At 72.0% G+C, this 23,560-nt stretch carries 27 protein-coding genes; 4 read left to right on the top strand and 23 right to left on the bottom strand.

The features are described 5' to 3' along the window. Positions 1 to 190 precede the first annotated feature (190 nt). Genes ACWDD7_RS19855 through ACWDD7_RS19840 form a run of 4 tightly spaced genes read right to left on the bottom strand, consistent with a single transcriptional unit; the run spans position 191 to position 5,176 of the window. Positions 191 to 1,837: a dipeptide ABC transporter ATP-binding protein gene (locus ACWDD7_RS19855; protein ID WP_450458270.1), complete on the bottom strand. Its 1,647-nt coding sequence runs from the start codon at positions 1,835 to 1,837 to the stop codon at positions 191 to 193. Then, positions 1,834 to 2,637 (bottom strand): ABC transporter permease, encoded by an 804-nt coding sequence (locus ACWDD7_RS19850; RefSeq protein WP_351872762.1) that lies wholly within the window; start codon positions 2,635 to 2,637, stop codon positions 1,834 to 1,836. Before ACWDD7_RS19850 ends, ACWDD7_RS19855 begins: the two co-directional genes overlap by 4 nt. Continuing rightward, positions 2,634 to 3,575 carry an ABC transporter permease gene (locus ACWDD7_RS19845; protein WP_450458269.1) on the bottom strand — a complete coding sequence of 314 codons (942 nt, stop codon included), beginning with the start codon at positions 3,573 to 3,575 and terminating at the stop codon, positions 2,634 to 2,636. Before ACWDD7_RS19845 ends, ACWDD7_RS19850 begins: the two co-directional genes overlap by 4 nt. After that, complete coding sequence (locus ACWDD7_RS19840; RefSeq protein WP_450458267.1) at positions 3,572 to 5,176, bottom strand: ABC transporter substrate-binding protein; 1,605 nt, start codon at positions 5,174 to 5,176, stop codon at positions 3,572 to 3,574. Before ACWDD7_RS19840 ends, ACWDD7_RS19845 begins: the two co-directional genes overlap by 4 nt. Before the next feature lie 97 nt (positions 5,177 to 5,273). Between ACWDD7_RS19840 and ACWDD7_RS19835 the strand changes: the two genes are divergently transcribed. Together ACWDD7_RS19835 and ACWDD7_RS19830 are read left to right on the top strand one after the other, a co-directional pair. Beyond that, positions 5,274 to 6,272 carry a quinone oxidoreductase family protein gene (locus ACWDD7_RS19835; protein WP_450458266.1) on the top strand — a complete coding sequence of 333 codons (999 nt, stop codon included), beginning with the start codon at positions 5,274 to 5,276 and terminating at the stop codon, positions 6,270 to 6,272. A gap of 67 nt (positions 6,273 to 6,339) precedes the next feature. Then, on the top strand, positions 6,340 to 7,236 hold the full coding sequence (locus ACWDD7_RS19830) for an alpha/beta fold hydrolase (protein ID WP_351872773.1): 897 nt from the start codon (positions 6,340 to 6,342) through the stop codon (positions 7,234 to 7,236). Here the strand turns inward: ACWDD7_RS19830 and ACWDD7_RS19825 are convergent. From ACWDD7_RS19825 to ACWDD7_RS19735, 19 genes are all read right to left on the bottom strand, one after another. Beyond that, positions 7,185 to 7,478 carry a muconolactone Delta-isomerase family protein gene (locus ACWDD7_RS19825; protein WP_351872776.1) on the bottom strand — a complete coding sequence of 98 codons (294 nt, stop codon included), beginning with the start codon at positions 7,476 to 7,478 and terminating at the stop codon, positions 7,185 to 7,187. The two genes, ACWDD7_RS19830 and ACWDD7_RS19825, sit on opposite strands and share 52 nt — an antisense overlap. 83 nt (positions 7,479 to 7,561) lie before the next feature. After that, positions 7,562 to 8,578 (bottom strand): LLM class flavin-dependent oxidoreductase, encoded by a 1,017-nt coding sequence (locus ACWDD7_RS19820; RefSeq protein WP_351872778.1) that lies wholly within the window; start codon positions 8,576 to 8,578, stop codon positions 7,562 to 7,564. Next, complete coding sequence (locus ACWDD7_RS19815) at positions 8,575 to 9,663, bottom strand: phosphotransferase family protein (protein ID WP_351872781.1); 1,089 nt, start codon at positions 9,661 to 9,663, stop codon at positions 8,575 to 8,577. Before ACWDD7_RS19815 ends, ACWDD7_RS19820 begins: the two co-directional genes overlap by 4 nt. Further along, the gene (locus tag ACWDD7_RS19810; protein WP_450458264.1) at positions 9,641 to 11,050 is read right to left on the bottom strand and encodes an MFS transporter; all 1,410 of its coding nucleotides are present in this window, start codon (positions 11,048 to 11,050) and stop codon (positions 9,641 to 9,643) included. Before ACWDD7_RS19810 ends, ACWDD7_RS19815 begins: the two co-directional genes overlap by 23 nt. Positions 11,051 to 11,247: 197 nt before the next feature. Then, the gene (locus tag ACWDD7_RS19805; RefSeq protein WP_450458263.1) at positions 11,248 to 12,039 is read right to left on the bottom strand and encodes an AfsR/SARP family transcriptional regulator; all 792 of its coding nucleotides are present in this window, start codon (positions 12,037 to 12,039) and stop codon (positions 11,248 to 11,250) included. A gap of 157 nt (positions 12,040 to 12,196) precedes the next feature. Beyond that, positions 12,197 to 12,841, bottom strand: coding sequence for a TetR/AcrR family transcriptional regulator (locus ACWDD7_RS19800; protein WP_351872789.1), 645 nt, complete (start codon positions 12,839 to 12,841; stop codon positions 12,197 to 12,199). A gap of 86 nt (positions 12,842 to 12,927) precedes the next feature. Next, positions 12,928 to 13,983 (bottom strand): LLM class flavin-dependent oxidoreductase, encoded by a 1,056-nt coding sequence (locus ACWDD7_RS19795; RefSeq protein WP_450458262.1) that lies wholly within the window; start codon positions 13,981 to 13,983, stop codon positions 12,928 to 12,930. Then, positions 13,980 to 14,471: a flavin reductase family protein gene (locus ACWDD7_RS19790; RefSeq protein ID WP_351872794.1), complete on the bottom strand. Its 492-nt coding sequence runs from the start codon at positions 14,469 to 14,471 to the stop codon at positions 13,980 to 13,982. Before ACWDD7_RS19790 ends, ACWDD7_RS19795 begins: the two co-directional genes overlap by 4 nt. Next, positions 14,471 to 15,469, bottom strand: coding sequence for a methyltransferase (locus tag ACWDD7_RS19785; protein WP_450458261.1), 999 nt, complete (start codon positions 15,467 to 15,469; stop codon positions 14,471 to 14,473). The genes ACWDD7_RS19790 and ACWDD7_RS19785 overlap by 1 nt, the downstream gene beginning before the upstream one ends. After that, a complete protein-coding gene (locus ACWDD7_RS19780) occupies positions 15,466 to 15,939 on the bottom strand; it encodes a nuclear transport factor 2 family protein (protein ID WP_351872798.1) in 474 nt (157 codons plus the stop codon). The genes ACWDD7_RS19785 and ACWDD7_RS19780 overlap by 4 nt, the downstream gene beginning before the upstream one ends. Continuing rightward, positions 15,920 to 16,390 carry a nuclear transport factor 2 family protein gene (locus ACWDD7_RS19775; protein ID WP_450458260.1) on the bottom strand — a complete coding sequence of 157 codons (471 nt, stop codon included), beginning with the start codon at positions 16,388 to 16,390 and terminating at the stop codon, positions 15,920 to 15,922. Before ACWDD7_RS19775 ends, ACWDD7_RS19780 begins: the two co-directional genes overlap by 20 nt. Next, on the bottom strand, positions 16,387 to 17,334 hold the full coding sequence (locus tag ACWDD7_RS19770; RefSeq protein WP_450458259.1) for an aromatase/cyclase: 948 nt from the start codon (positions 17,332 to 17,334) through the stop codon (positions 16,387 to 16,389). The genes ACWDD7_RS19775 and ACWDD7_RS19770 overlap by 4 nt, the downstream gene beginning before the upstream one ends. Positions 17,335 to 17,350: 16 nt before the next feature. Further along, complete coding sequence (locus tag ACWDD7_RS19765) at positions 17,351 to 18,136, bottom strand: SDR family NAD(P)-dependent oxidoreductase (protein ID WP_392218933.1); 786 nt, start codon at positions 18,134 to 18,136, stop codon at positions 17,351 to 17,353. Positions 18,137 to 18,149: 13 nt separating this feature from the next. Then, positions 18,150 to 18,575: a hypothetical protein gene (locus ACWDD7_RS19760; RefSeq protein ID WP_450458258.1), complete on the bottom strand. Its 426-nt coding sequence runs from the start codon at positions 18,573 to 18,575 to the stop codon at positions 18,150 to 18,152. Further along, positions 18,572 to 19,048, bottom strand: a complete 477-nt coding sequence (locus ACWDD7_RS19755; RefSeq protein WP_450458257.1) for an acetyl-CoA carboxylase biotin carboxyl carrier protein — start codon at positions 19,046 to 19,048, stop codon at positions 18,572 to 18,574. The genes ACWDD7_RS19760 and ACWDD7_RS19755 overlap by 4 nt, the downstream gene beginning before the upstream one ends. Then, positions 19,045 to 19,518, bottom strand: coding sequence for a hypothetical protein (locus ACWDD7_RS19750; RefSeq protein WP_450458256.1), 474 nt, complete (start codon positions 19,516 to 19,518; stop codon positions 19,045 to 19,047). Before ACWDD7_RS19750 ends, ACWDD7_RS19755 begins: the two co-directional genes overlap by 4 nt. Continuing rightward, positions 19,515 to 19,766, bottom strand: coding sequence for an acyl carrier protein (locus ACWDD7_RS19745; protein WP_351872817.1), 252 nt, complete (start codon positions 19,764 to 19,766; stop codon positions 19,515 to 19,517). The genes ACWDD7_RS19750 and ACWDD7_RS19745 overlap by 4 nt, the downstream gene beginning before the upstream one ends. Continuing rightward, on the bottom strand, positions 19,766 to 20,974 hold the full coding sequence (locus ACWDD7_RS19740; RefSeq protein WP_450458255.1) for a ketosynthase chain-length factor: 1,209 nt from the start codon (positions 20,972 to 20,974) through the stop codon (positions 19,766 to 19,768). Before ACWDD7_RS19740 ends, ACWDD7_RS19745 begins: the two co-directional genes overlap by 1 nt. After that, the gene (locus ACWDD7_RS19735) at positions 20,971 to 22,242 is read right to left on the bottom strand and encodes a beta-ketoacyl-[acyl-carrier-protein] synthase family protein (protein WP_392218939.1); all 1,272 of its coding nucleotides are present in this window, start codon (positions 22,240 to 22,242) and stop codon (positions 20,971 to 20,973) included. The genes ACWDD7_RS19740 and ACWDD7_RS19735 overlap by 4 nt, the downstream gene beginning before the upstream one ends. Positions 22,243 to 22,379: 137 nt before the next feature. On the opposite strand from ACWDD7_RS19735, the gene ACWDD7_RS19730 reads away from it, so the two are divergent. After that, on the top strand, positions 22,380 to 22,667 hold the full coding sequence (locus ACWDD7_RS19730) for an antibiotic biosynthesis monooxygenase family protein (protein ID WP_351872826.1): 288 nt from the start codon (positions 22,380 to 22,382) through the stop codon (positions 22,665 to 22,667). Beyond that, the gene (locus ACWDD7_RS19725; protein ID WP_351872829.1) at positions 22,657 to 23,559 is read left to right on the top strand and encodes an MBL fold metallo-hydrolase; all 903 of its coding nucleotides are present in this window, start codon (positions 22,657 to 22,659) and stop codon (positions 23,557 to 23,559) included. The genes ACWDD7_RS19730 and ACWDD7_RS19725 overlap by 11 nt, the downstream gene beginning before the upstream one ends. Position 23,560: the final 1 nt, after the last annotated feature.

The following is a 23,560-nucleotide window of genomic DNA, read 5'->3' as shown; positions in this document are numbered from 1 at the left end:
TTGACCACGAACCAGTCTCCACACCCCCCCAACCCCACGTCAATCGTGATTAGCAAATCAATCCACACCCACCAAAACCCCCACACCCCAACCCCCACCCCGGAACTGACACACCCACGAAACGAACAACACGACACCACACCAACAACGACACGAAACGAAACGAAGAAACACCTACCCGACCACACCACTACCGAGGCTGAACTCGGCCCTCCGGACCGCCGCTGCCGGGCGGCACCGCCGCAGCGGCCGGATCTGCGGACGTACGGGACCCGCGCAGCCGGAGCCGGGGCGCCGCGGTGAGCAGTTCCCTGGTGAAGGGATGGGCCGGGGCCTCGAAGACGTCGGCGGTGCGGCCGGATTCGACGACGGCACCGTCCTTCATCACGGCCACCCGGTCGCACACCTGCCGGATGACCGCCAGGTCGTGGGAGACGAAGAGCATCGCGAGTCCGCGCTCGGCCCGGATCCGCGCGAGCAGGTCAAGGATCTGCGCCTGGAGGGACACGTCGAGGGCGGAGACCGGCTCATCGCACACCAGCAGCTCGGGCGCCGAGGCCAGGGCCCGGGCGATGGCGACGCGCTGGCGCTGGCCGCCGGAGAGTTCCAGCGGTCGGCGGGAGAGCGTACCGTCGTCGAGACCCACCTCCGCGAGGAGTTCACCGACCCGGGTACGGCGCTGCGCCCGGGTGGTCGCGGGCAGGGCCTCGGCGATGATCCGCTGCACCGTGTAGCGCGGGTCGAAGGAGCTGAGGGGATCCTGGAAGACCGCGGCCAGCGCCCTGCGACGCGGCCTGCGGGCGCGCTCCGGCAGCGGGCTCCACGGCCGGCCGTCCAGCCGGACGGTGCCGGCGTCGGGTTCCTGCAGTCCGAGCACGATCCGGGCCACGGTGCTCTTGCCGGCGCCGGACTCCCCCACCAGGCCGAGCGCCTCGCCGGGCGCCACCTCGAAGCCGACGCCGTGCACGGCGTCGTTTCCGCTTCCCGGGTAGCGCAGCCGCAGCCCTTCGGCCGACAGCACCGGCGGGCCGGCCGGAGTGAGCGGCCTTGCGGTCGCACCCGCGGCCGGGGCGGCCGGAGCCGAGGCGAGAAGCCGGGCCGTGTAGGGGTGTTCGGGTGCGTCGAGCACGTCGGCCGCCGCACCCTGTTCGACGATCATGCCGTCGTGCATGACGGCGATCCGGTCGGCGATGCGAGCGACCACCGCGAGGTCGTGGCTGATCAGCAGCAGGCCGGTGCCCTTGTCCCGCAGGCCCTCAAGCAGGGTCAGGAGCTGTGCCTGGACCGTCACGTCGAGGGCCGTGGTGGGTTCGTCGGCGATGAGCAGCCCCGGCCGGCCGGCCAGCGCGGAGGCGATGAGCGCGCGCTGGCGCTGTCCCCCGGACAGCTGGTGCGGGTAGCGCGCGGCCACCGTCTCCGGCTCGGAGAGCCCCGTCGAGGCCAGCAACCCGATCACCCGCGACGGCAGTTCGGCCCGGGTCGCCAGGCGGTGCGTGCGCAGCACCTCGGCGATCTCGGCGCCCACGGTCCGCAACGGGTCGAGGGACACCAGGGCGTCCTGGAGCACCAGTCCGATGCGGCGGCCGCGGATCCGGCGCCAGCGACGGTCGTCCGCCCGGCGCAGGTCCTCGGCCCCGAGGGCGAGCCGGTCCGCCGCGACCTCGGCCCGCTCGCCGGCCAGCCCCAGCAGGCTGCGGGCCGTCACGCTCTTGCCCGATCCCGACTCGCCGACCAGGGCCAGGCATTCGCCGGGCGCGAGGTCGAAGGAGACACCCCGTACCGCGGCCGTCCGCCCGAACCGCACGCTCAGCTCCCGTACGGACAGCGATTCCGTCATCCCCACCCCTCAAGACGGCGTCGTACCCGGCGTCCGATGACCGTCACCGTCATCACCAGGGCCGTGATCACCAGGCCGGGGAACGCGGCGATCCACCAGGCGGTCGTGTAGTGGTCGCGCCCCGCCGCAAGCATCGCCCCCCATTCGGGCGCCGGCTGGGGCGGGCCGAGCCCCAGGAATCCCAGTGAGGAGCCGATGATGACCGCCTCGCCGATACCGAGGGTGGCCAGGACGATCAGTGGCCGAAGCGCGTTGGGCAGCACGTGCCGCCAGATCACCACGGGTCTGCGCACCCCCATGACCACCGCCGCCGTCACGTAGTCCGAGCGCCGCACCACCTGCGCCTGGGCGCGGACCATCCGCGCGTACCCGGGCACCGAGGCGATCGCGATGGCGGTCAGGGCGCCCGCGGCACCGGGCCCGGTCACCGCGACGACGAGCAGGGCGAGCAGCAGACCGGGAAAGGCGAGCAGCACGTCGAGTACCCGGATCAGTACGGAGTCGACGACCCGGCCGCCGAGCACCATGAGCAGGGCGAGCGCCGTGCCCCCGGTCCCGGCGAGCGCGGTCGCCGCCAGGCCGGTGAGCAGGGAGATACGCGTCCCGTGCACGACCCGGGACCACACGTCCCGGCCGAGCTGGTCGGTGCCGAACCAGTGCCGGCCGCTGGGTGGCTGGAGGACCGCCCCCAGATCGACGTCAGTGGGCGAGTGGCTCGCGAACAGGCCCGGCGCGGCTGCCGCCAGCAGGAGCAGGCCGAGGATCCCCAGCGCCGCGAGAAGGACCAGAGACCTCCTCATGCGGCACGCAGCCTTGGATCGGCGATCCTGCACACCGCGTCCACCAGGGTGTTCACGGTGACGAAGACCAGGGCGAGGAGCATGACCAGCGCGCTCACCACGGGGAAGTCACGACCGGTCACCGCCTCCAGCGTCACCCGGCCCAGGCCCGGCCGGGCGAACACGGTCTCCACGAGCACCGCCCCGCCCAGCAGACCGCCCAGCAGCCAGCCGGAGAGGGTCGCGACGGGAACGACGCCGTGGCGCGTCAGATGACGCATCCGCAGCGCCGACGGCCCGACCCCCCGGGCCCGCACACTCATGGCGAACGGCTGGCGCAGCGCCGTCTCGATCTCCGTGCGCAGCACCTGGCTGAGCACCGCGCCCAGCGGTGCCCCCAGCGTGGCGGCGGGCAGTACGAGCCCCTGGACGCCGCTGGCGCCCGCGACGGGGAACAGGTGCCACCTGAAGGACAGCACGGCCAGCAGCATCATGCCCAGCCAGAACCCGGGAGTGGAGACGAGCAGCAGCTCCACCCCCTGCACCAGCCGGCCGAACCCCCGCCACCGGCCCGCGGTGAGCCCGGCGGTGAGCAGGGCGAACACCAAGGCGAACCCCAGAGCGCTGAAGGCCAGTTGCGCGGTCGGCACGATCTGGTCGCCGATCACCGTGCTGACGGGTTCCTGGAGTTGGTAGGACCGGCCCAGGTCGAACCGGGCGAGCCTGCCCAGGTAGTGCAGGTAACGCAGCGGCAGCGGCAGGTCGAGCCCCATCTCGTGGCGCACGGCGGCCATCGTCTCGGGGGTGGCGGGCGCGCTGCCGACCAGGGCGCGCGCCGGGTCGCCCGGGATGAGCTGCATGGCGACGAAGGAGAGCGTGGCGGCGCCGAGCAGGACGGCCAGGGCGCTGACGCCCTTGCGGACCGCCCAGCGCAGCGCGCTCGCCCCGCGCGCGCTCATCCGGCGATCCACGCGTGCTCGAACCGGGGGAACCCGGCGGGGTCGGCGGTGAGACCGTGCACGTCCTTGCGCGTGGCGACGAGGTAGGCGGGCACGAACACCGGTACCACCGTGGCCTGTTGGATCACCCACTCCTGTGCCTGCGCGTAGTCCCTGTCGCGTTCCCGCTCGTCGGCGGTGGTCACCGCGCCGTCGACCCACCGGTCCACTTGCGGCTCCTGGAGCCGGCTCATGTTCTGCCCGGCCATGGGCAGGCTCTTCGAGTCCAGGAAGGTGCGCAGGATGTCGGGGTCGGCGCGGCCCCAGGACTGGTCGAGGATGTCGTACGTGCCCTTCGCCGCGGCCTCGTAGAGCGGGCCGTTCTGGAGGACGGGCCGGACGACCTCGATGCCGGCCTTCTTCGCCGCCGCCTGGATTCCCTGCCCGAGCACACCGCGCTGCTGGGCGTCCAGCTGTGCCTGGGTCGCCGGCCAGATGACGCGCAGTCGCCTGCCGTCCTTGGTGCGGTAGCCGGCCGAGTCCCGGCCGGTCCAGCCCGCCTCGTCGAGAAGTCGGCCGGCGGCGGCGAGGTCGTAGGACCAACTGCCCTGTGTCTTGGCGTCGTAGTTCCGACTGGACGGGGTGAGGATGCTCCACGCGCGCTGGAAGGTGCCGCCGTAGACCGATCGGACGAGCGTGTCCACGTCGAGGGAGCGCTGGAACGCCTGCCGCACCCTGCGATCGTCGAACGGGGCGCGGGCAGTGTTGAGGTAGAGCCCGTAACTCGCGCCCTGCGCCTCGGTCCTGACCAGCCTGAGCGAGCTGTCGGCGGTGACCGCGGGGACGTCCGGCGTCGGGACGGGCGAGATGCCGTCGACCTGTCCGCTCCGCAGCGCCCCCACCCGGGTGGCGGCCTCCGGCAGGAACCGGAAGGTGAGCGTGTGAATGCGGGCCTTCCCCGTGGCATCGCCCGCGGGCCCCCAGGCGTACTTCGGGTTCGCGTGCAGCGTGACCTGCTGCTGGTGGATGTGCTTGTCGAAAACGTACGGGCCGGAGCCGACGACGTGGTCGCACAGGGACCCGGCGTACGTGGTGAACGCCTTCGGGGACTGGATGCCGAGATAGGCGGTGCTGACGGCCTGGAGGAAAGGCTGGAACGGCCGGCTCAGCCTGACGCGGACGGTGTGGGCGTCGAGGACCGTGGAGCCGAGGTAGGGGCCGATGAGCGAGCGCGCGTACAGCGACTTGGTCGCCGGGGCCACGATCCGGTCGAAGCTCGCCTTGACCGCGGCGGCGTCCAGGGGCGTCCCGTCGTGGAAGGTCACGCCCTCGCGGAGGTGGAAGGTGTACGTCGTGAGGTCCTTGGAGGTCTCCCACCGGGTGGCCAGCCAGGGGTGGAACAGTCCCTGGCGGTCCTGGCTCACCAGGGAGTCGACGACGCCCCGGGTGATCAATGCCGTCGCGTCCGCCATGCTCACCTGGGGGTCGAGGCAGCTGGGTTCCGTGTCGAGGGCGAAGACGAGGCCGCGGTCGCCGGACGCCGCCCCGCCGGGGTGGGAACACGCCGCGGTGAGCAGGACCATCGCGGCCAGCACGGCGGCCAACACTGATCTGTACGACACCGGGCATCCCCTCTGTCTGTCGGCGAGCGACCACTGCGGCCGAAGCTAGGAGGCGGCGCTCGAGCCCTTCTATAGACGTCCTTCATAAGCTCGGCGCATGCAGATCACGCAGATATGGATCCCTGCCCCCTCGACCCCGCCGAGCGCGCTGCGGCCCGTGCGCCGGGAGCTGGAGCCGCCCGCCGCGGGCGAGGTGACCATCGGGGTGGAGGCCGCCGGGGTGTCCTTCGACGACATGCTGATGCGCCGGGGGACCTGCCCCGGCCAGGTGGGGCCGCCGCTCGTGCCGGGGCGCGATGTCGTGGGCGTCGTCACCGCTGCCGGGGCGGACGGCACCGGGGCCGATCTGGTGGGGCGGCGTGTGGCGGCCGTCGTCGGCGCGGGCGGCTGGGCGGACGGCGTCAACGCGCCGCTCGGTTCGGTGGTGCCGGTACCGGAGGGCCTGTCGCCGGTGGCCGCGGCCGGCATCGGGTACGCGGGGGTGCTGGCCTGGTACATGGTCCACCGTCAGGCGCGGGTCGCCGCGGGCCAGACCGTGGTGGTGCCCGGGGCGCCCGGCTGGGTGGGCACCGTCCTGGTGCAGCTGGCGGATCTGGCCGGCGCCCGGGTCATCGGGGTGTCCAGCACTCGGCAGCTGGCCGAGACGACCCGGCTGCGGTTCGACCCGGTCGACCACTGGGTCGAGGACGTCCCCTCACGCGTGGCGCAGCTGGCCCCGGACGGCGTGCACGCCGTCTTCGACCCCATCGGAGGCCCCAACCTCGCCGAATCCGCGGGGCTTTTGCGCGAGGGGGGCGCTCTGGTCAGTTACGGGAACTGGTTCACCCGCGACGAGCCGGCCGCCCGGCACCGCGCCGACCTCGCCGCTCTGGACGGCCGGGTCATCGCCGTCGACCTGTTCCACGGGCTCCGGCACGAGGAACTGGCGGGCATGCTCGCCGAGGTGCTGGCGTTCGCCGCCGCCGGGCGGATCGAGCCGTACATCGCGGCGGCCTGCCCTCTGGCCGAGGCGGGCAGCGCCCTGGCCGAGTTCGAGCAGGGGGGCCTCGTCGGGCGGGTGGTCCTCACCACCGAGCGGCTGCCGTCGGGCGTCTGATCGGAGGAGCGCGGGGTCCGTACCCGTCTCGATCGGTCCTCCAGCGTCCGTCCGTAGCCTCCCGGCCATGACGGAATTCACCGCATTCGACGGCACACGGCTCTCCTACGAAACCCTCGGCTCGGGCCCTGTGCTGGTGCTCGTGCCCGGCGGGCCGCGGGACTCGGCGTACCTGGAGGATCTCGGCGGTCTGAGCGAGCACTTCACCCTGATCCGGTACGACGCCCGGGGAACCGGCGCGTCGCAAGCGCCCGCGGAGCCGGGCTCGTACGCCTATCCCGTGCTCGCCGAGGACATCGAGGCGCTGCGGCAGGAGCTGGGCGAACAGACGCTGGACCTGCTCGCCCACTCCAGCGGCACGGTGGTGGCCCAGGCGTACGCGGCGGCACACCCCGAGCGGGTCGGCCGACTGGTGCTGGTCGGCCCCGGGCCCGACCTGTACGGCGCGGGCGGCGGGGACATCCCCGAGATCCTTCGGCGCCGCAGCGGCGAGGTCTGGTTCGCCGAGGTGTCGCAGGCCGCGCGGGAGCTGGTCGCGCTCGGCCCGGCCAGCCCGCCCGAGCAGGTCTTCGACGTGCTGAGCCGGTACACGCCGGCCGGGTACGGCCGCTGGGACGAGCGGCAACGCGCGCACGCCGAGGCCCAGTTGGCCGGTTTCTCGCTGACCGCGTGGTCGGGCTTCTGGGCGGCCGAGTCGGGCCCTCAGGCCGTGCTGGACGGGTTGGCCGCGGTCAAGGGGCCGGTACTGATCGTCACCGGCGAACGGGACGGGCTGACGGGTGTGGAGGTGGGGGATGTGGCCGCGGGCCACTTCCCCGACGCCCGCCACCTGACCGTGGCGGGCGCCGGGCACTTCCCGTGGGTGGACGCGCCCGACGCCCTCGTCACCGCGGTCCGGGAGTTTCTCGGTGATCAGCCGCCGATCTCGTCGGGCGAGAAGTCGTCGACCTCCACCAGGGGGTAGATCGTGAACTGAAGGTGGGGGCTGATCGGGTTGCCGTAGAGCGCGCCGAGGAGTTCCTCATGGGAGTCCACGTCGAAGATGTTCAGGCCGCCCGACTCACCGATGCGGACCCAGGAGTGCTTGATGGTCCCCTTCTCGATCAGCCCCTTCATGTACGCGTAGCCCTTCGGCAGCCGCTCGAAGAACTCGTCGGCGCTGATTCCGGTCGGCGTTGCGTTGATCAGCACGGCGAACAGGGCCATGTCTACCTCGCTTGGCTCGGGTTGGTGTGGCGCCGTCCAGGCTGCCGTCCACCGGTCGAGGCTCCCTGGAGGGCGGTCAAGGCCTACTGGAGGACGGCTGGATCCGCCCGGGGCACCAGGCCGAGGGCCTCGGCGAGCAGTTCGTAGCAGCGCAGCCGGTCCGCGTGATCGTGGATCATGTTCATCGCGATCAGCTCGTCCACCCCGAGCTCCTCCTCCAGGCTCCCCGCCAGATGCCGGATCCGCTCGGGCGTCCCGGCGAAGTAGCGGGGCCATTCGGTCTGCTCGCCCGCCAGGGGATGAGGGCCGCGGGCCAGCTCGGCGACGGCCTCGTCCGCGTCCGGGATGGCCCGGATGTCCCCGGCGAACAGCCGCTTCCTGACCAGCAGATGGCTGGCCAGCATCCGCTGCGCCTGCGCGTCCGTCTCCCCGCAGTACATGCCGAGCCCGACGATCACGCGCGGCTCGGGGCCCCGGAACCTGGCCCGGTAGGTCTCGACGGCCTTCCGGGTGTCCGCCGGGTTGATGAAGTGCGCGTAGGCGTACGGCAGTCCGAGTTCGGCCGCGGCCGCGGCGCTGCGGACGCTGGAGCCGAGCAGCCACACCGGCGGCACGTCGGGCACCGTCGGCATCACCTTGATGGTGCTGTACGGGTGATCGGCGGCGAAGCTCTCGTGCAGATGGCGCTGGAGCGCGCTGACCCTTGCGTCGAAGTCGTCGGCGGCGGCCGGGGCGTCCCAGCGCATCGCCCGGTTCTCAAGCGGATTGGCGCCGCCGGCCCGGCCGATACCGAGGTCGATCCGGCCCGGATACAGGGCCTGGAGCACATGGAAGACCTCTGCGACCTTCATGGGGCTGTAGTAGGTCAGGAGCACCCCGCCGGACCCCACCCGGATGCCTGTCGTCTCGGCGGCTATCCGGGCCACCAGTATCTCCGGGGCGGTGCCCGCGTGGGACGGGATGCCGTGGTGCTCGGCCACCCAGTAGCGTTCGTAGCCGAGCCGGTCGGCCAGGCGCGCCAGTTCCAGCGTGTTGTGCAGCGCTTCGGCCGGCGGCCGTCCCTCGGCCACGGTGGACTGGTCCAGGACGGAGAGTTTCATCGGCGTACTCCTTCGAGGGTAAGAGCCAGCAGCCGCGCGGTGTTGCGGGCGAGCGGGAAGTCCGTGCCCGGCGGGACCATGCCGTGGGCCAGCACGAGACCGGTCAGCCTCGCGGTGATGAGCATCAGCCGGAATCCGGCGAAGACCTCGTAGTAGTCGAGGTCGTGGACCGTGCGGCCTGAGAGTTCCTCGTAGCGGGCGACGGTCTCGTCGCGGCCCGGGAGTCCCGGCAGCCGGTCGGCGCCGATGCCCTCGCTGAGATGGCGGTCCATATACAGGAACCAGGCCAGGTCGGACTCGGGTGCGCCGAGCGAGGCCATCTCCCAGTCCAGCAGGGCAGCGGGTCGGCCGGCCGCGCCGAAGATGATGTTTCCGAGCCGGGCGTCGCCCCAGAGCAGGCTGGGGCGGGCGGGCTCCGGTGGCCGGTGGGCGCGCAGCCAGGCCAGGGTGCGCAGCGCCAGCGGGTCCTCGGCCCGGCCGAAATGCGCCAAGTGCCGCTCATAGTAGGTGAGTTGCTGGTCGAGATGGCTCCCGGGGCGCGGGGTCCGGCTGCCGGTGAGAGCCGTGAAGTGGAGGTTGAGGGCGTGGGCATCGAGGGCGTGCAGCCGGCTGAGCGCCTCGATCCCGCCGTTCCACAGGCGGGCCCGTCCCGGCTCGTCCAGCTCCGTCACCCAGCCCGCGCGATGGTACGACGGCAGATCACCAGGGACCTGCCCGGCCACCTGTTCCATCACGTAGAAGGGGGCCCCGAGCACGGCCGGGTCGCGTTCGAACCAGTGGACGCGGGGCACCGGCACCGCCCCCGTGCCGTACAGGATGCGCTGGAGCCGGCACTGCATGCCGAGGCGGGGTTCGGGATACAGCCGGTACGACCGGCTCGCGACGCGGGCGGCGAAGCGGCCCTCGGCCGCGGCGCGGCCGGTGCGCCAGGCCGCCCGGAAGAGCAGTGTCTCGGTGGAGAATCCGGAGCGCGGAACGGTGAGTTCGGCGATCTCCAGGTCACTGCTCCCGGGCAGTCTGGCGGCCAGCCACGTCCGCAACCGCTCCCGGGTCACATCCGGGTCACGCTGTTGCGGTACCGGCATCGGCACTCTTCGCGGGTTCGGCCGCGGGCGGCGCGGACGGCGCCTGGGCCTTCGGCATGAACAGGGCCGTCAGCACGGCCAGGACGGCGAAGAACGCCCCGGTGAGGAACGCCGCCTGGTAGCCCTTGACGAGGCCCGCGGTGCCGGCGCCGACGGTCTGGGACGCCGCGACGGTGGCCAGGACCGCCAGCCCGATCGCGCCGCCCACCTGCCGGGTGGTGTTGATGACGCCAGAGGCCAGCCCCGCTTCCTCCGGCGCGATGCCGGTCATCGCGGAGAAGCTGATCGGCATCATCGCCACCCCGGTTCCGAAGGTGACCAGCAGCATCGGCACGAACAGGTTCGTGAGATAGGTGCCGTCGGCGGGGATGAACGACAGCCAGACCAGGCCGGCGACGACGAGCACCGGGCCGCCCGCGATGAGCAGCCGGGGGTCGACGCGCTTCATCAGGGCCGGACCGCTGTAGGCGCCGATGGTCATGGCCGCGGATCCCGGCAGGAAGGCCAGGCCCGCGTCCAGCGCCCCGTACTTCAGCACGTTCTGCATGTAGAGGGACAGGAAGAAGAAGTGGGCGATCACCGCGCACCCCAGCCACAGCATGGTGAGGTTGGCGACCGTGACCGGGCGGACCTTGAAGAAGCCCAGCGGCATGAGGGGTTCGGCGGCCACCCGTGCCTCGTGCACGACGAACCAGACCAGGAGTACCGCGCCGCCGATGAGCGGCGCCAGGGTCTCGATCGCCCCCCAGCCCTTGGTCGGGGACTGGACCGTGCCGTAGACCATGGCCATCAGGCCGGCGGTGACCAGCAGGGAGCCGAACACGTCGAGCCGCGACTTGGCCGCGTCGGCGCGGCTCTCGTGCAGCAGGGTGTAGGCGCCGACGATGGTCAGCAGACCGATCGGGATGTTGACCCACAGGATCCAGCGCCAGTCGACGAGTTGGGTCAGGACGCCGCCGAGCACCGAGCCGACGGCGGCGCCGCCGCCCGCGACCGCGCTCCATGCCGCCATCGCCTTGGGCCGCGCCGGCCCGACGAAGGTCGTGGTGACGAGGGTCAGGGTCGCCGGGGAGAGGATCGCGCCTCCCAGGCCCTGCACCGAACGGGCGATGACCAGCATCGTCGGGTCCTGGGCGACGGCACCGGCGAGAGAGGCGAGGACGAAGAGGGCGAGTCCGGCGACGAAGACGCGACGGCGGCCGAAGAGGTCGGCCGCGCGCCCGCCCAGCAGCAGGAAGCCCGAGTAGGTCAGAGCGTAGGAATTGACCACCCACTGCAGCCCGACCTGGCTGAAGCCGAGGTCGGAGCGGATGGCGGGCAGCGCGACGTTCACGATCGAGACGTCGACGACGACCATGAGCTGGCCGAGGCACAACAGGCTCAGCACGGCCCAGCCAGGGGCTCGTAACGATGGGGCCGACGGAGAAGTCACCAAAGTCTCCCAATCTTTTGGACTGTGGGTCCAAAGTATTGGGCAGCTCAGTCCATCAAGTCAACCGGGTTAGCCCATTCGCGATTGGACGCGCACATGACAACCCGCTCCATGGGCTCGCGGCCCATGGGGAGCGGGACGAGGAGCAGGCCTCAGCGCACGGGGAGGCGGCCGGCCCGATTCAGCTCGAACTTGTCCGCGAGCAACAGCTCGTGCAGCCTGCCGATCTGCGGGGACGGGCCGAGGCCGAGTTCGTCGCTCAGGATGCGGCGCAGTTGGTGGTAGACGCCGAGGGCGTCCACCTTCCGGCCCACCTGGTACAGGGCGACCATGAACAGGTAGTAGAGGTTCTCGTTCACCGGATGCGCGCCGGTCAGCACGCTCAGCTCGCTGATGAGGTCATGGTGGCGCCCGAGGCGCAGATCCGCCTCGATGCGCTGCTGGGTCACCTGGAGGCGGCACTCGTTCATGCCGGTGGTCTGGACGGCAAGAAGCGGACCGTGCTGCACGTCGCTGAGCGCGGGCCCCCGCCACAGCGCCAGCGCCTCGCCGAGCAGGCGGGAGGCCGCACAGTCGTCGCCGGCGTCCAGGGCGGCCAGGCCCCGAGCCCGCAGCTTGCGGAAGACCAGCCGGTCGAGCTCATCCTCCTCCATGACCAGTTCGTATCCGCGGTCACGGGTGACCAGCCGCTCGGCGGCCGGCAGGCGTGGATCGGCCCCCTCTTTCAGCAGCCGGCGTAACTGCATCACATACGTCTGCAGTGTGGGCACCGCGCTACTCGGCGGCGAATACCCCCAGAGCTCTTCCACGCAGTCGGAAACCGGAACCATCCGCCCCGCGTTGAGTAACAGCAGGGAGAGGAGTTTTCGCTGCTTGGGAGCCGTTGGAACGTGAATCGCCTCACGAGATGAGACATGGAGCGGACCGAGTATTCCGTAGCGCATGCTATCCCCCATCGGAAGCCCAGCACTGAAACGTCCGTGAGCCAATGGGAGCAATATTTCCAGTGGGGTGTCAAGCCTCCTGGAGGTTACGGTCCGGTGAAGCAGCTATCGATTACGCATAACGCTTCGCCAAGCATTCGGGCCTATGCCGGAGGCATTAATCCACCGGAGCGGCCCGGTAGGCGCGCAGGAAGAATGTGGCTGCCGAGGTGGCCAGCTTTTCGATCTCTTCATCGCTCAGCCGCCTGGTTCCGTAAGAAGTAAGCTGCTGTCCCGGAAAGGAGAGGAGCGCCACGAATTGAGAAGCCGCCTCCTCCGGATCCGCCACGGCCAGGACACCGCTCACGGTGAGCACCGCCAGGCGCAGGGTCAGCCACTCGACCGCCCGGGGGACCGTGCCGCCGCCCGACCCTCCGCAGCGGTCGCCGAGTTCGGGATGGCGAGCCACCTCCGTGATCAGCAGGCGGCGCAGCGCGGACAGCCGCTCGTCGAGCAGCACCTGGAGCAGTTGCCGCCCCACGGCGGTGAGGTCTTCCTCCAGGCGGTCCGGTGTACGCAGCAGCGAGTCGTCCACCGAGGACTGGGCGTCGACCTCGATTCTCGCGGCCTCGACGACCGCGAGGAACAGGCCCCGCTTGTCGCTGAAGTGGTTGTAGATCGTCTGCTTGGAGACGCCCGCGCTGGCGGCGATCTTGTCCAGGCTCGCACCACTGAAACCGTCCTGGATGAACGCCTCCTCGGCCGCCGCCATGACGGCAGCCCGCTTGGCCGGTAGTCCGCGCGGCACGGTCGCTTCGCCCACGGTGCTCCTCGCCCCTGGATCGCCTGTTGGACTCCGAAGTCTAACCCTTTGGGTGTCTATTACAAGGGGCGAGGCAGGCCGCCGGGTCAGGGGGCGTACGGCGTGACATGCTCGGCGAACAGGCGCATCGTCCGCTCCGATTCCGCCGCCGGCTGGTTCCCGGAGATGACCTGAAGACTGATCGTGACGTCCCCGAACAGGGCTTTGATCTGTCCGAGCGACTCCAGCACCTGATCGGGGTCGCCGACCAGGACCTTGTGCTCGGCGAGCTGGCGGTCGAAGTCCGCGCGGCCCGCCCGTTCGGGGATCTTCTCGTACCCCTGGTAGCCGGAGCTGCGCGTGGTGCTCCAGGAAGCCACCGCCTCCGCCAGCGCGCGACCGGTGAACTCGCTGTAGGCCCTGCCGAGCCGTACCGCCTCCGCCCGGTCCTCGGCGACGTAGCAGTTGTAGGTCATGTGCACCGCGCCCTCGGACGGGCCGTGCCCCGCGTCCGACCACGCCTTGCGGTAGAGCGCGAGCATCTCGCGCACCTTGTCGGCGCTGTTGATCGACGGCACCATCATGAGGCCGTGTCCGGCGCGGCCCGCGGCAGCGCACGACTCCGGCGAAACCGCCGTGGCGACCAGGATCGGCGGGTGCGGGCGCTGGTACGGCCTGGGCAGCAGGGTGACGGGGCCGAAGCTGTGGAAGCGCCCCTTCCAGGTCACGTTCTCCTGCGCCCACAGCCGGCGGCAGGCCTCGACGCCTTCCTCGAACCTGGGCCTGCTCTCGTCGAGCGGAATCCCGAACGCCGCGAATTCCTCAGGGAGGAAGGCCCGCCCGAAACCGACGTCCAGGCGGCCCTGGGAGATGTTGTCGAGCATGGCGAGCTTGCCCGCGAGTTTCACCGGGTGGGTGAATGCGGGGATGACCGCACCCGTGACCAGACGGATTCGCCTGGTGCGGGCCGCAACCGCAGCGAGAAAGGTGACCGGGTCAGGACTGTACCCGCCGTATCGGGCGAAATAGTGCTCGACGGTCTTCACGTGATCGAATTCCAGCTCCTCCGCGAGTTCCGCCAACCGGAGGCTGTCGGCGAAATGACTGGCGGCACTCTTGTCCTCGGGACCCGCGGTGGGAAAGATATTGATTCCGAATTTCATGAGGTGGTCCTTTCGGTCGGCAGAGAGGCTGCTGAGTTGTAGAGCAGCGGCGGACGGCCGGACGCCGCGCCCGCCACGACCCGGCCGAGCAGCACGGAGTGGTCGCCCGCCTCGATCTCCCGCACCACCCGGCAGGCCGCATAGGCCGCGGTCCACTCCGGGAGGATCGGACTCATGGCCGGCCCCATGTCCCAGGACAGGCCCGCGAACTTGGCGTCGCCCTTGCCCGCGAACAGTTCGGCGATGGCCTCGGCGCCCTCCGCCAGGAAGTTCACCGCGAAGGCACCCGAGCCGCGAATGGCGCCCAGGGTGCGGGCACGTTCGTCGAGGCAGACCAGCAGCAGCGCCGGGCGCAGCGATACGGCGCTCACCGCGTTGCAGGTCATCCCGTGCGGCACCGCGTTCTCGTCCACGCAGGTGACGACGGTGAGCCCGGTGGGAAAGGCCCGGAAGATCTCCCGGAACCGGTCCGTGCCGACGTCGCCCATCAGGCGGCCTTCCGGGCGGCGACCAGCGTGCCCGTCGCACCGATCGGGCTCGCGGTGACGGTGGCGAACCCGGCGGCGAACAGGCGGGCGCGCAGGTCCCCGACCGGGTACTCCGACCCTCCCTCGGACCAGACGAGCATGTTGAGGCTGGCCAGCACGTTGGGAAGCTGGGGCCGATGCTCGTCGATCATGGGGTCGTAGACCAGCACCGCTCCCCCGGCGCTGACCGCCTCGTACGCCTTGGCCAGAAGCACGTCCCGCCGCTCCTCGGGCCAGTTGTGCAGCACATGCCCGAAGATCACCACGTCGGCCGCGGGCAGCGGATCGGCGAAGAAGTCGCCGGCGGTGAACGACACGGCGCCGGTGAGCCCCAGCGCGGCCATGTGCCGGTCGAACGCGGGGCTCAGTCCCGGCAGATCGAAGACCTGGGCGTCCAGGTTCGGGTGGGCCTTGGCGATCTGCGCGGCCAGGTTGCCGCGCGCGCCGCCCACGTCGACGAACGAGCGGTAGCAGTGCCAGTCGTACTCCGCGAGCTGGGCGGCGAGCGGGGAGTTGAGCACGTCCATCGCGTCGAGGAACCCGTCCCGGTCGGCTGCGGAGTCGTACAGGCCGTCGTAGGGATCACCGGTCCGCACCGCCTGTCCGGTACGCACGCTCTGGGTGAGCCCCCGCCAGGCCGGGTGCAGCACCCCGTCGAGGAAGGCGAGGAAGCCGCCCAGATGGGCCGGGCGGCCGCGGACCAGGTAGGTGTCGGCGGCCGGGGCGAGGCGGTACCCGCCGAAGTCACGCTCCAGCAGGCCGAGCGCGTGCAGCGCCGCCAGCAGGTCCCGTACCGCCCGCGGGTGCAGGCTGCGCCGCTCCGCCAACTCGTCGGCGGACAGCGGCCCTTCGGCGAGCACGTCGAAGACGCCGAGTTCGAGAGAGGTGAACAGGACCTGGGCCTGGCGCACGCCGGACGCGATCCGCAGGACCGCCTCCGGCCCCGGGCTGGAAGTCATCTCTGATTGCCTTTCGTCGCGAGGGCGGCTGTTTCGTCGTGGTCGATGGTGCGGTGGCGGGTCAGCCAGCGGCCGTCGGGTCCGGTCAGCACATCTCGCACCACACAGCTGCTGCGCAGGTGCGGACCGTCCGCGCCGGTGTCGACGACCAGCAGGTAGTAGCGGGTGCGCACGGTGGCGGCATCGGTGCGCTCGTACGTGAGAGGGCCCACGAAGTGGCGGCGGACGACGCCCGCGCGGGCCCGGCGCCGCACGGTGCGCGCCAGAGCCCGGGCGATGCCGTCGCGGCCCCGGTGGACCGGGGAGGCTTCCGCGGCCCGCATGCGCGCGGACCCCGCGTTGCGGACCAGCGTGGCGTCGGCAGCGAAGGTCGCGGCACACTCCTCGGCCGCGCCGCTGTCGATCAGCCCGTACTGACGGGTGTAGAACTCCCGCAGCCGCAGGCCGAGTTCAGGGCCGGTGATTGTCATGGTGGATGTAGCGGTGCGCGACCAGCCAGCCGTCGCCGTCCGGGACCAGCACGTCGTCGCAGACGGTACTCAGGTGCAGGGCAGCCTCGCCGTCCGCGGGGGTGTCGACGACGATCGCGTAGTAGCGGGCCCGCACCTGGCCCTGGTCCTCGCCGTCCTCGCTCCGCTCGACGCTCAGCATGCCGATCCAGTGACGCCGTGTCAGCCCACGCGCGGCGAGCACGCCCGCGTGGTGCTCCATGCGTTCGGCGAGGACCGCGCGGCCGCGCCTGCCCTCCGGCCGGGTGTCCTGGGCGAAGACGCCGTCCTCGGTGAAGGTGGCGGCCCAGTCCGCGGCGCGGCCGTCGTCGAGCAACTGCATCTGCCGGTTGAGGAAGTGCTGGACGGAGACGAACTGTTCGGGTGTGGCGGGGGTGCGGGTGGCGGGTGGCGGTGTCCGGGTCTCGGTCATGTCGAGGCGTTCCCTTCCGCGTAGTCCTTGGCATGGCGCATGGTGGTGGTGCTGTTGCGGCCGAGCGCCGCGCGCACGAAGTCCCGGGCGTCGGACAGGGTGGCGTCGGCGCCGAGCACCCTGGGGACGGCGTCCGGATTCAGTACGACGGTGTGGGCGGAGGTGATGACGGCTCCGTCCCCCGTGTCGGTGAAGGTCCACGCGCCGGTGTGCACCTTCATCAGCGCGGGTACCTTGAGCTGCTTGTAGACGATCCGCTCGTGCGGGAAGCAGAGCCGGACCGACTCGGTGGTGTGGGTGGCACCGTCGGCGGTCAGGGTGTCCATGCTCAGGCGCTGGACACCGGGGGCCTCCTCGACGAGGGCGACCCGGTCGACGTGCGGCAGACGTTCGGCCCACAGTCCCGCCTGGTCGACGAAGTCGAAGAGATCCTTGGCCTGGCCGTGTACGGCCAGCTCGTCCTGGAACGACAGGACCAGGCCGGCGGCGGACTCGGATTCGGCATTCGCCTTGAGCGCGGCGAGTTCCGCGGTGCTGTTGCGTTCGACCGCGGCCGCGATCCACGCCTCGTTGTCCGGGGTGCCACCGACCGCCGTGTAGTCGTGCGCGAGCGCCACCCTGCTGGTGCCGTCGCCCGTGGCAGTGATCTCCCAGGCACCGCCCATGGAGGCGACCGGATGCTGGGAGACCTCCTGCCGGAACTCCACGCGGAGCGCGCCCGGATCGAGGATGCGGCGCGAGGTCCAGTGCTTGACCGTCTCGCCTGCCGTCGCCCAGATGAGGATGCGCTGCTGCCCGCCGGTCCGCTCCGCGACCTCGGCGTGCACGGTCGGCGGGAAGATCCGCGGCCAGGCCGTCACGTCGGCGACCAGGGCGTAGACGAGTTCGGCGGGCGCCGCGACCTCCGTCTCGTGCAGGGTGTGGTGCACTCGGGGTGCTGCCATGACGTCTCCCGTCCGATCAGTAGGTGCCGAGACCGCCGCAGACGTTGATCGCCTGGGCTGTGATGGGGGCGGCCGCGTCGGTGGTCAGATAGCCGACCAGGCCCGCCACCTCCTCGGGAGTGGAGTAGCGGCCGAGCGGGATCTTCGCCTCGAAGCGTCGCAGCACGTCGTCCTCGGTGGTGTCCCAGGCCGCGGCGTAGCCCTCGCGGACCCGCGCCGCCATAGGGGTCTCCACATAGCCGGGGCAGACCGCGTTGACGGTGATGCCGGTCTTGGCCAGCTCCAGGCCGAGCGCCTTGCTGAAGCCCACGACGCCGTGCTTGGACGCCGAGTACGGGGCGCCGAGCACGACGCCCTGCTTGCCTCCGGTGGAGGCGATGTTGATGAGCCGCCCCCAGCCGTTCTCCCGCATGCCGCCGTCGGCCAGGACGGCCTTGGTCGTGAAGAACACGCTGTCCAGATTGGTGCGCATGACGTCGCTCCAGAGCTCGTCGGGGATCTCGGCGGTGATCCCGCCCCCGCTGCGCCCGGCGTTGTTGACGGCGATCTCCACCGGGCCGAAGCGGGCGACGGCCGCCGCGACGAGTGCGCGTACCTCCTCCGGCTCGCGGACGTCGCAGCCGGTGCCGTCCACGTCGTGGCCGGCGGCGCGCAGTTCCTTGACCGTGCGGTCGACGTCGCCCCCGCCGCGGGCGCACACGTACACGCGGTGGCCCTGCTCGGCGAGCGTCTTGGTGATGGCGAGCCCGATACCGCTGGTGGCACCGGTCACCAGGGCCGTGCGGGACTGTGTCGGATTCATGGGTCTCCTCGCGTCAGGCCGCCCGATCGTGGGTCAGCAGGTCCGTGACGAACTGGGTGGTGCGCTCCCCGGCCCCGAAGGCGGGGCGGCCCGGCAGTCGGCCCGGCAGCGGGACGGTGGCCGTCACGCCGGTGCGCGCGACCCCGAACCCGGCCAGGGCGGGACCGCTGACGGCGCCGTCGCCGCCCGGCGGTACGGGGAGTCCGGACGCCGCGGCCGGGGAGCGGGGCGCGGCCTTTTCGCCGGACGTCCTCCGGAGTCCGCGGCCGGGCCGGAGCGCGTCGGCGCCGGTGCGTGGCGCCGCGTGCGGACGGCCGCGGCGGGGCTGGGCGGCGTGCACCACCCCGTCGGCATGGACGACCTCCGGTGATCCACGGTCGAGGACCATTTGCGGGGCAACCTTCCCGCGATGGGCGATGGGCACCTTGCGGAACGTCATGCGCCCTCCACTTGATGTGCCCGTATCAGCACCAGCACCTGGCCGAACTCCACGCTCTCGCCGTCGGCGGCCACCACCGCGGCGACCTCTCCGGGCCAGGGGGACAGCACGGGGGCGGTGAGCCTCATCGCCTCGACGACGCCGATCTGCTGGTCCTTCTCCACCCGTTCGCCGACCTTGACGAACGGCGGCACCCCCGGGCCCGCGGCGCCGTGGAAGGTGCCGAAGATCGGGGCGGTGACCTCGTGCGCGGAAGGGGTCGCCGCCTTGGCCGCGGCCTGCCGCACGGCGACGGCCGGACGGTCCGTGGCGCCCACGCCCCCGACGGCGCGGGCCCACGTCACCCCGCCCGCCTGCTCGCCGGTCCGCGGTGCCCCCCTCGCTATCGGCCCCGGTACCCCGGCCGCCAGCTCGGCGACCAGCTCGGCCAGCTCCCGCGCCAAGCGGCGCAGTCCGTCATCACGGTCACTCACCGGCGATCACACCCCGTCGGCGAAAACGCGTTCGTGGCGTCCGCGGACCAGCGCGCCGGGGGGCGGCACGGGCGGGGGCCCGTTGCCTCGCCGATCGCCCGGGGGAAGCCGAGGTCCGTCACGGCCACGACCACGGGCCGGCCGCCGGTCTCCGCCGACCCGGCCGGCACCGCCTCGTCCGGACCGGTGGCGGCCCGCGCCCGGGCCGGCCGCTCGGAGCGGGCCGGCACGTCGCCGAACTCCCGTGGGCCCGGCTCGCGCACCGGCCGGGCGACGGGGCCGGACGAGCCGCCGCCGACCAGCGTCGTCGGCCGGTGACGGTGCCCGCACCCGGGGTCCGCCTGCCGCGCCCGCTCCCGTCGGGGGCCGTGGACCGGGGCCCGGCGGCCGGCACGGCGCAGCCGACCGGCCGTCTTCCCCCGGGTGACCGCCTGATCCGCCCGGTCGGGGACGGTGCCGATGCCCGTCACGGCGCGTCGGCCAGGGGCTGGTTGACGCGACCGAGGAACTCCCGGGGAGTACGTGCGCCGGCGATGTCGTCGGCCACCTTCACGCCGTGGTGGCGTTCGATGAGGCTGGCGGTCTCCAGCAGGGCCAGCGAGTCGTAGCCGAGGTTCTCGAACTCCATGTCGAGGATGTCCCCGTCGAGGTCCGCCTCGCTCTCCCCGGCGGCCGTGCGCAGCAGTTGCCTGAGGTCGTCGATCGTCACTTCACGCATCAGTGGTTTCCTTCTACTCGTCGCACGACCATGGCGGAGTTGAAACCGCCGTGGCCGCGCGCCAGCACCAGTGCGACACGCAGCCGCGCCTGCCGGGGTCCGCCGGTGACCAGGTCGAGCCGGTGCCGGGGGTCGGGTCGGGTGACGTTGATGGTCGGGGGGATCACCTGGTCGCGCAGGGCGAGCAGCGCGGTCGCCAGGTCGAGGGCCGCGCCGCCGGAGTACAGGCGGCCGGTCATGGTCTTCGGCACGGTCACCGGCACCGCGCCCGGTCCGAAGACCGCGTTGACGGCCGCGGCCTCCGCCGCGTCGGCCTCCGCCCGCCCCGCCCCGTCGGCGAAGACGACGTCCACGTCGGCGGGCGTGATCTCCGCGTCCGCCAGGGCGAGTCGAACGGCGCGCCCCAGGGCGGACGGGCGGCCGCTGTCCGGCGGCGGGTCGAAGGCCGTGCCGTACCCGGCGATCTCCCCGTACGGGTGCCGGGCCCGCTCGGCGGTGGTCAGGTAGAGGATCGCTCCGCCCTCTCCCGGTACGTGGCCACAGGCCGCCACGTCGAAGGGCAGGAACGCTGCCCGCGGACGCTGCACGGTGGACAGCTCGCGGCTGGCGAGCTGCGCCACCCAGCCCCAGGGGCACAGTGCCGAGTCGACACCCCCGGTGAGCATCGCGACCGCGCCCTTGCGCAGGTTGCGCCGCGCCTGGGCCACCGCGTCCAGACCGCCGGCCTGGTCGCCGACCAGCACACCCCCGGCGCCACGCAGCCCGTGCCTGATGGAGATCTGGCCGGTGTTGACGGCGTAGAACCAGGCGAAGGACTGGTACGCGCTGACATGCTCGCTGCCCTTGCTCCACAGCTTCTCCAACTCGCGCTGGCCGAAGTCGAAGCCGCCCGATGCGCTCGCGGTGAGCACACCGGCCCCGTACTCGGGCAGCTCGGCCGGATCCACACCGGCGTCGGCGAGCGCCCAGTCGGAGGCCACGAGGGCGAGTCGCGTCATCTGGTCGGTCTGCGGCAGGAGCCGGGAGGACAGGTGCTCGGCGGGGTCGAAGCCCCGCACCTCGCCCGCCAGCCGCGCCGGATAGCGTCCGGGGTCGAAGCGGGTGACGCGTCGGATGCCGCTCCTGCCCTCCAGCGTGGCCGCCCAGTAGTTCTCGGTGCCCAGGCCGTTGGGCGAGACGATGCCCAGCCCGTCGACGACCGGCCTCATGCCGCCTCCGGCGTGGTGAGGACCATGGCGCTCTGGAAGCCGCCGAAACCGCTGCCGACGGTGAGCACGGTGTCGGTGCGGTGATCGCGCGCGGTCAGCGGTACGTAGTCCAGATCACACTCCGGGTCGGCCGTGTGCAGATTGGCCGTGGGCGGCACCACGTGATGCTGGAGGGCCAGCACGCTCGCCGCGATCTCTATCGAGCCGATCGCACCCAGCGAGTGCCCGATCATCGACTTGATGGAGCTGACCGGTACGCGCCGGGCGTGCTCGCCCAGGGCGCGTTTGATGGCGGCGGTCTCGTGACGGTCGTTCTGCCGGGTTCCCGACCCGTGCGCGTTGACGTAGTCGATGGATTCCACCGGGACTCGGCCCTCGTCGAGGGCGGCGCGGATCGCCTCGGACATCTCCTTCCCGTCCGGGCGCAGTCCGGTCATGTGGTAGGCGTTGCACCGGGAGGCGTACCCGCTGATCTCCGCCAGCACGGGTGCGCCGCGGCGCAGCGCGTGTCCGCGCTCCTCCAGCACGAACATCGCCGCGCCCTCCCCGAGGACGAATCCGTCGCGTGAGCGGTCGAAGGGGCGCGAGGCGTGCTCGGGGTCGTCGTTGCGCGGGGTGGTGGCCTTGATCGCGTCGAAGCAGGCCAGGGTGATCGGGGAGATCGGGGCGTCGCAGGCCCCGGCGACCATCACGTCGGCCGAGCCCTCGCGGACGAGGTCGACGGCGTGGCCCACCGCGTCGATGCCGGAGGTGCAGCCGGTGGAGACCACCGTGACCGGCCCCTCGGCGCCCACCGCCCAGGCGACCTCGGCCGCCAGCGAGCTGGGGACCAGATAGTCGTAGAGATGGCGCACCGCGTACTCCGGGTCCACCAGCCACTCCCGGCCGGTGTCGCTGACCACCACGTACTCGCGCTCCAGGCTCATGGTGCAGCCCACCGCGCTGCCGACGACCGCCCCGATCCGTGCCGGGTCCTCGGTGTCGAGGCCTACGCCGGACTCGGCGACCGCTCCGCGGGCGGCCACCACGGCGAACTGCGCGGCCCTGTCCATCCGGCGGATCTCCCGCGGGGTGAGGCCGTGCGCGGCGGGATCGAAGTCGCACTCCGCGGCCACCCTCGACCTGAACGGAGAGGGATCGAAACCGGTGATGAGCCGGGTCGCGGTGCGTCCCTCGGTGAGAAGTTGCCAGAACGCCTTGGTGCCGCTCTGGCCGGGTGCGATCACCTCCATCCCGGTGACCACAACCCTCCGACGTGAACTGGTCATCTCTGCCGGTCCTTCCTCTGCCTGCCCGGTCGCCAGCCATGCTGGCAACGCGGTCTGGAGACCCACCCGAGACCGACCAGAGCCGCCTCCACCCGGGCTATAGGGGGACTCCAACCTCGCGGCCGACTCTGAGCGCCATGGTTGTTTTCGTGAACAAGCTCCATCTGCACGGCCGGCCCGAGGAGTTGGAGGCCATCTACGCGCGGGTCGCCGCGCACTTCGCGGCGCAGCCCGGCTTCATCGGCTACCGCCTGGTGCGGTCCACGGACGATCCCGCGGTGTATTTCAACATCGCCGAGTGGCAGGACGAGGCCGCCTTCCGTGCCGCCACCGCCAAGGAGGAGTTCCGCTCGGCCGTGCGGGTCGGGAAGGTCTCCACCGGCGACCCGCACCTGTGCGCGGTGGTGGCGGACCATGCCGGCTGAACCGTATCTGCGTGAGGTCGCGGACGGGGTGTACGCGTATGTGCAGCCGGACGGGGGCTGGTGCGTCAGCAACGCGGGCGTCGTCAGCTCCGCGGGCCGTACGGCGGTGATCGACACCGCCGCCACCGAAGCACGCGCGCGGGCCCTGCACGCCGCCGTCACCTCGGTCGCCGCGGCGCCCGACATCGTCGTCAACACCCACCACCACGGCGACCACACGTTCGGCAACGCCGCCTTCCCGGGCGCCACCGTGGTGGCCCATCGAGAGGCTCGCGGCGAGATGGAGACGAGGGGAGCGGCGCTGCGCGCGGTGTGGCCCGAGGTGGACTGGGGCGACCTGGACCTGGTGCTGCCGTCGCTCACCTTCGAGGACCGGCTCACCGTCCATGTGGCGGACCGGCCGCTTCAGTTGCGGCACGTCGGCCCGGCCCACACCACGAACGACGTGATCGGCTGGCTGCCGGACGCCCGGGTGCTGTTCACCGGGGACGTGGTGATGCCGGGGTGCGCGCCGTTCGTCCTCATGGGTTCGCTGGAGGGCACGCTGCGGGCCCTGCGCCGGCTGCGGGCCCTCGAACCGCGGACGGTGGTCGGCGGTCACGGGGAGGTGACCGGCCCGGAGGTGTTCGCGCAGACCGAGGCCTGCCTGCTGTGGACGCGCGAGGTCGCCGCCGAGGCCGTGAAGTCGGGGCTGTCCCCGCTGGAGGCCGCCCGGGAGGCCGGCCCCGGCCCGTATGCCGGGCTGCGCGATCCCGAACGCCTCGTGGCGAACCTGCACCGGGCGTTCCAGGAGGCGGCGGGCGGTGTCCTCGGCGCCCATCTGCCGTCGGCGCCGGTCTTCCGGGAGATGGTGGAGTACAACGGGGGCCGCCCCCTGCGCTGCCTGGCCTGAA

Source organism: Streptomyces sp. NPDC001056, assembly GCF_053598955.1.
Note: the sequence above shows the minus strand (reverse complement) of the source record. Positions and strands in the feature narration are given on the sequence as shown.

What these genes read in the sequence shown, in the direction of transcription:
- ACWDD7_RS19730 (WP_351872826.1), top strand. Translation starts at nt 22,380, where the DNA reads ATGGTTGTTTTCGTGAACAAGCTCCATCTGCACGGCCGGCCCGAGGAG.
- ACWDD7_RS19815 (WP_351872781.1), bottom strand. Translation starts at nt 9,663, where the DNA reads ATGCCGGTACCGCAACAGCGTGACCCGGATGTGACCCGGGAGCGGTTG.
- ACWDD7_RS19820 (WP_351872778.1), bottom strand. Translation starts at nt 8,578, where the DNA reads ATGAAACTCTCCGTCCTGGACCAGTCCACCGTGGCCGAGGGACGGCCG.
- ACWDD7_RS19850 (WP_351872762.1), bottom strand. Translation starts at nt 2,637, where the DNA reads ATGAGGAGGTCTCTGGTCCTTCTCGCGGCGCTGGGGATCCTCGGCCTG.
- ACWDD7_RS19855 (WP_450458270.1), bottom strand. Translation starts at nt 1,837, where the DNA reads ATGACGGAATCGCTGTCCGTACGGGAGCTGAGCGTGCGGTTCGGGCGG.
- ACWDD7_RS19780 (WP_351872798.1), bottom strand. Translation starts at nt 15,939, where the DNA reads ATGACAATCACCGGCCCTGAACTCGGCCTGCGGCTGCGGGAGTTCTAC.
- ACWDD7_RS19725 (WP_351872829.1), top strand. Translation starts at nt 22,657, where the DNA reads ATGCCGGCTGAACCGTATCTGCGTGAGGTCGCGGACGGGGTGTACGCG.
- ACWDD7_RS19765 (WP_392218933.1), bottom strand. Translation starts at nt 18,136, where the DNA reads ATGAATCCGACACAGTCCCGCACGGCCCTGGTGACCGGTGCCACCAGC.
- ACWDD7_RS19830 (WP_351872773.1), top strand. Translation starts at nt 6,340, where the DNA reads ATGACGGAATTCACCGCATTCGACGGCACACGGCTCTCCTACGAAACC.
- ACWDD7_RS19795 (WP_450458262.1), bottom strand. Translation starts at nt 13,983, where the DNA reads ATGAAATTCGGAATCAATATCTTTCCCACCGCGGGTCCCGAGGACAAG.
- ACWDD7_RS19760 (WP_450458258.1), bottom strand. Translation starts at nt 18,575, where the DNA reads ATGACGTTCCGCAAGGTGCCCATCGCCCATCGCGGGAAGGTTGCCCCG.
- ACWDD7_RS19825 (WP_351872776.1), bottom strand. Translation starts at nt 7,478, where the DNA reads ATGGCCCTGTTCGCCGTGCTGATCAACGCAACGCCGACCGGAATCAGC.
- ACWDD7_RS19770 (WP_450458259.1), bottom strand. Translation starts at nt 17,334, where the DNA reads ATGGCAGCACCCCGAGTGCACCACACCCTGCACGAGACGGAGGTCGCG.
- ACWDD7_RS19775 (WP_450458260.1), bottom strand. Translation starts at nt 16,390, where the DNA reads ATGACCGAGACCCGGACACCGCCACCCGCCACCCGCACCCCCGCCACA.
- ACWDD7_RS19745 (WP_351872817.1), bottom strand. Translation starts at nt 19,766, where the DNA reads ATGCGTGAAGTGACGATCGACGACCTCAGGCAACTGCTGCGCACGGCC.
- ACWDD7_RS19785 (WP_450458261.1), bottom strand. Translation starts at nt 15,469, where the DNA reads ATGACTTCCAGCCCGGGGCCGGAGGCGGTCCTGCGGATCGCGTCCGGC.
- ACWDD7_RS19740 (WP_450458255.1), bottom strand. Translation starts at nt 20,974, where the DNA reads ATGAGGCCGGTCGTCGACGGGCTGGGCATCGTCTCGCCCAACGGCCTG.
- ACWDD7_RS19845 (WP_450458269.1), bottom strand. Translation starts at nt 3,575, where the DNA reads ATGAGCGCGCGCGGGGCGAGCGCGCTGCGCTGGGCGGTCCGCAAGGGC.
- ACWDD7_RS19735 (WP_392218939.1), bottom strand. Translation starts at nt 22,242, where the DNA reads ATGACCAGTTCACGTCGGAGGGTTGTGGTCACCGGGATGGAGGTGATC.
- ACWDD7_RS19805 (WP_450458263.1), bottom strand. Translation starts at nt 12,039, where the DNA reads ATGCGCTACGGAATACTCGGTCCGCTCCATGTCTCATCTCGTGAGGCG.
- ACWDD7_RS19835 (WP_450458266.1), top strand. Translation starts at nt 5,274, where the DNA reads ATGCAGATCACGCAGATATGGATCCCTGCCCCCTCGACCCCGCCGAGC.
- ACWDD7_RS19790 (WP_351872794.1), bottom strand. Translation starts at nt 14,471, where the DNA reads ATGGGCGACGTCGGCACGGACCGGTTCCGGGAGATCTTCCGGGCCTTT.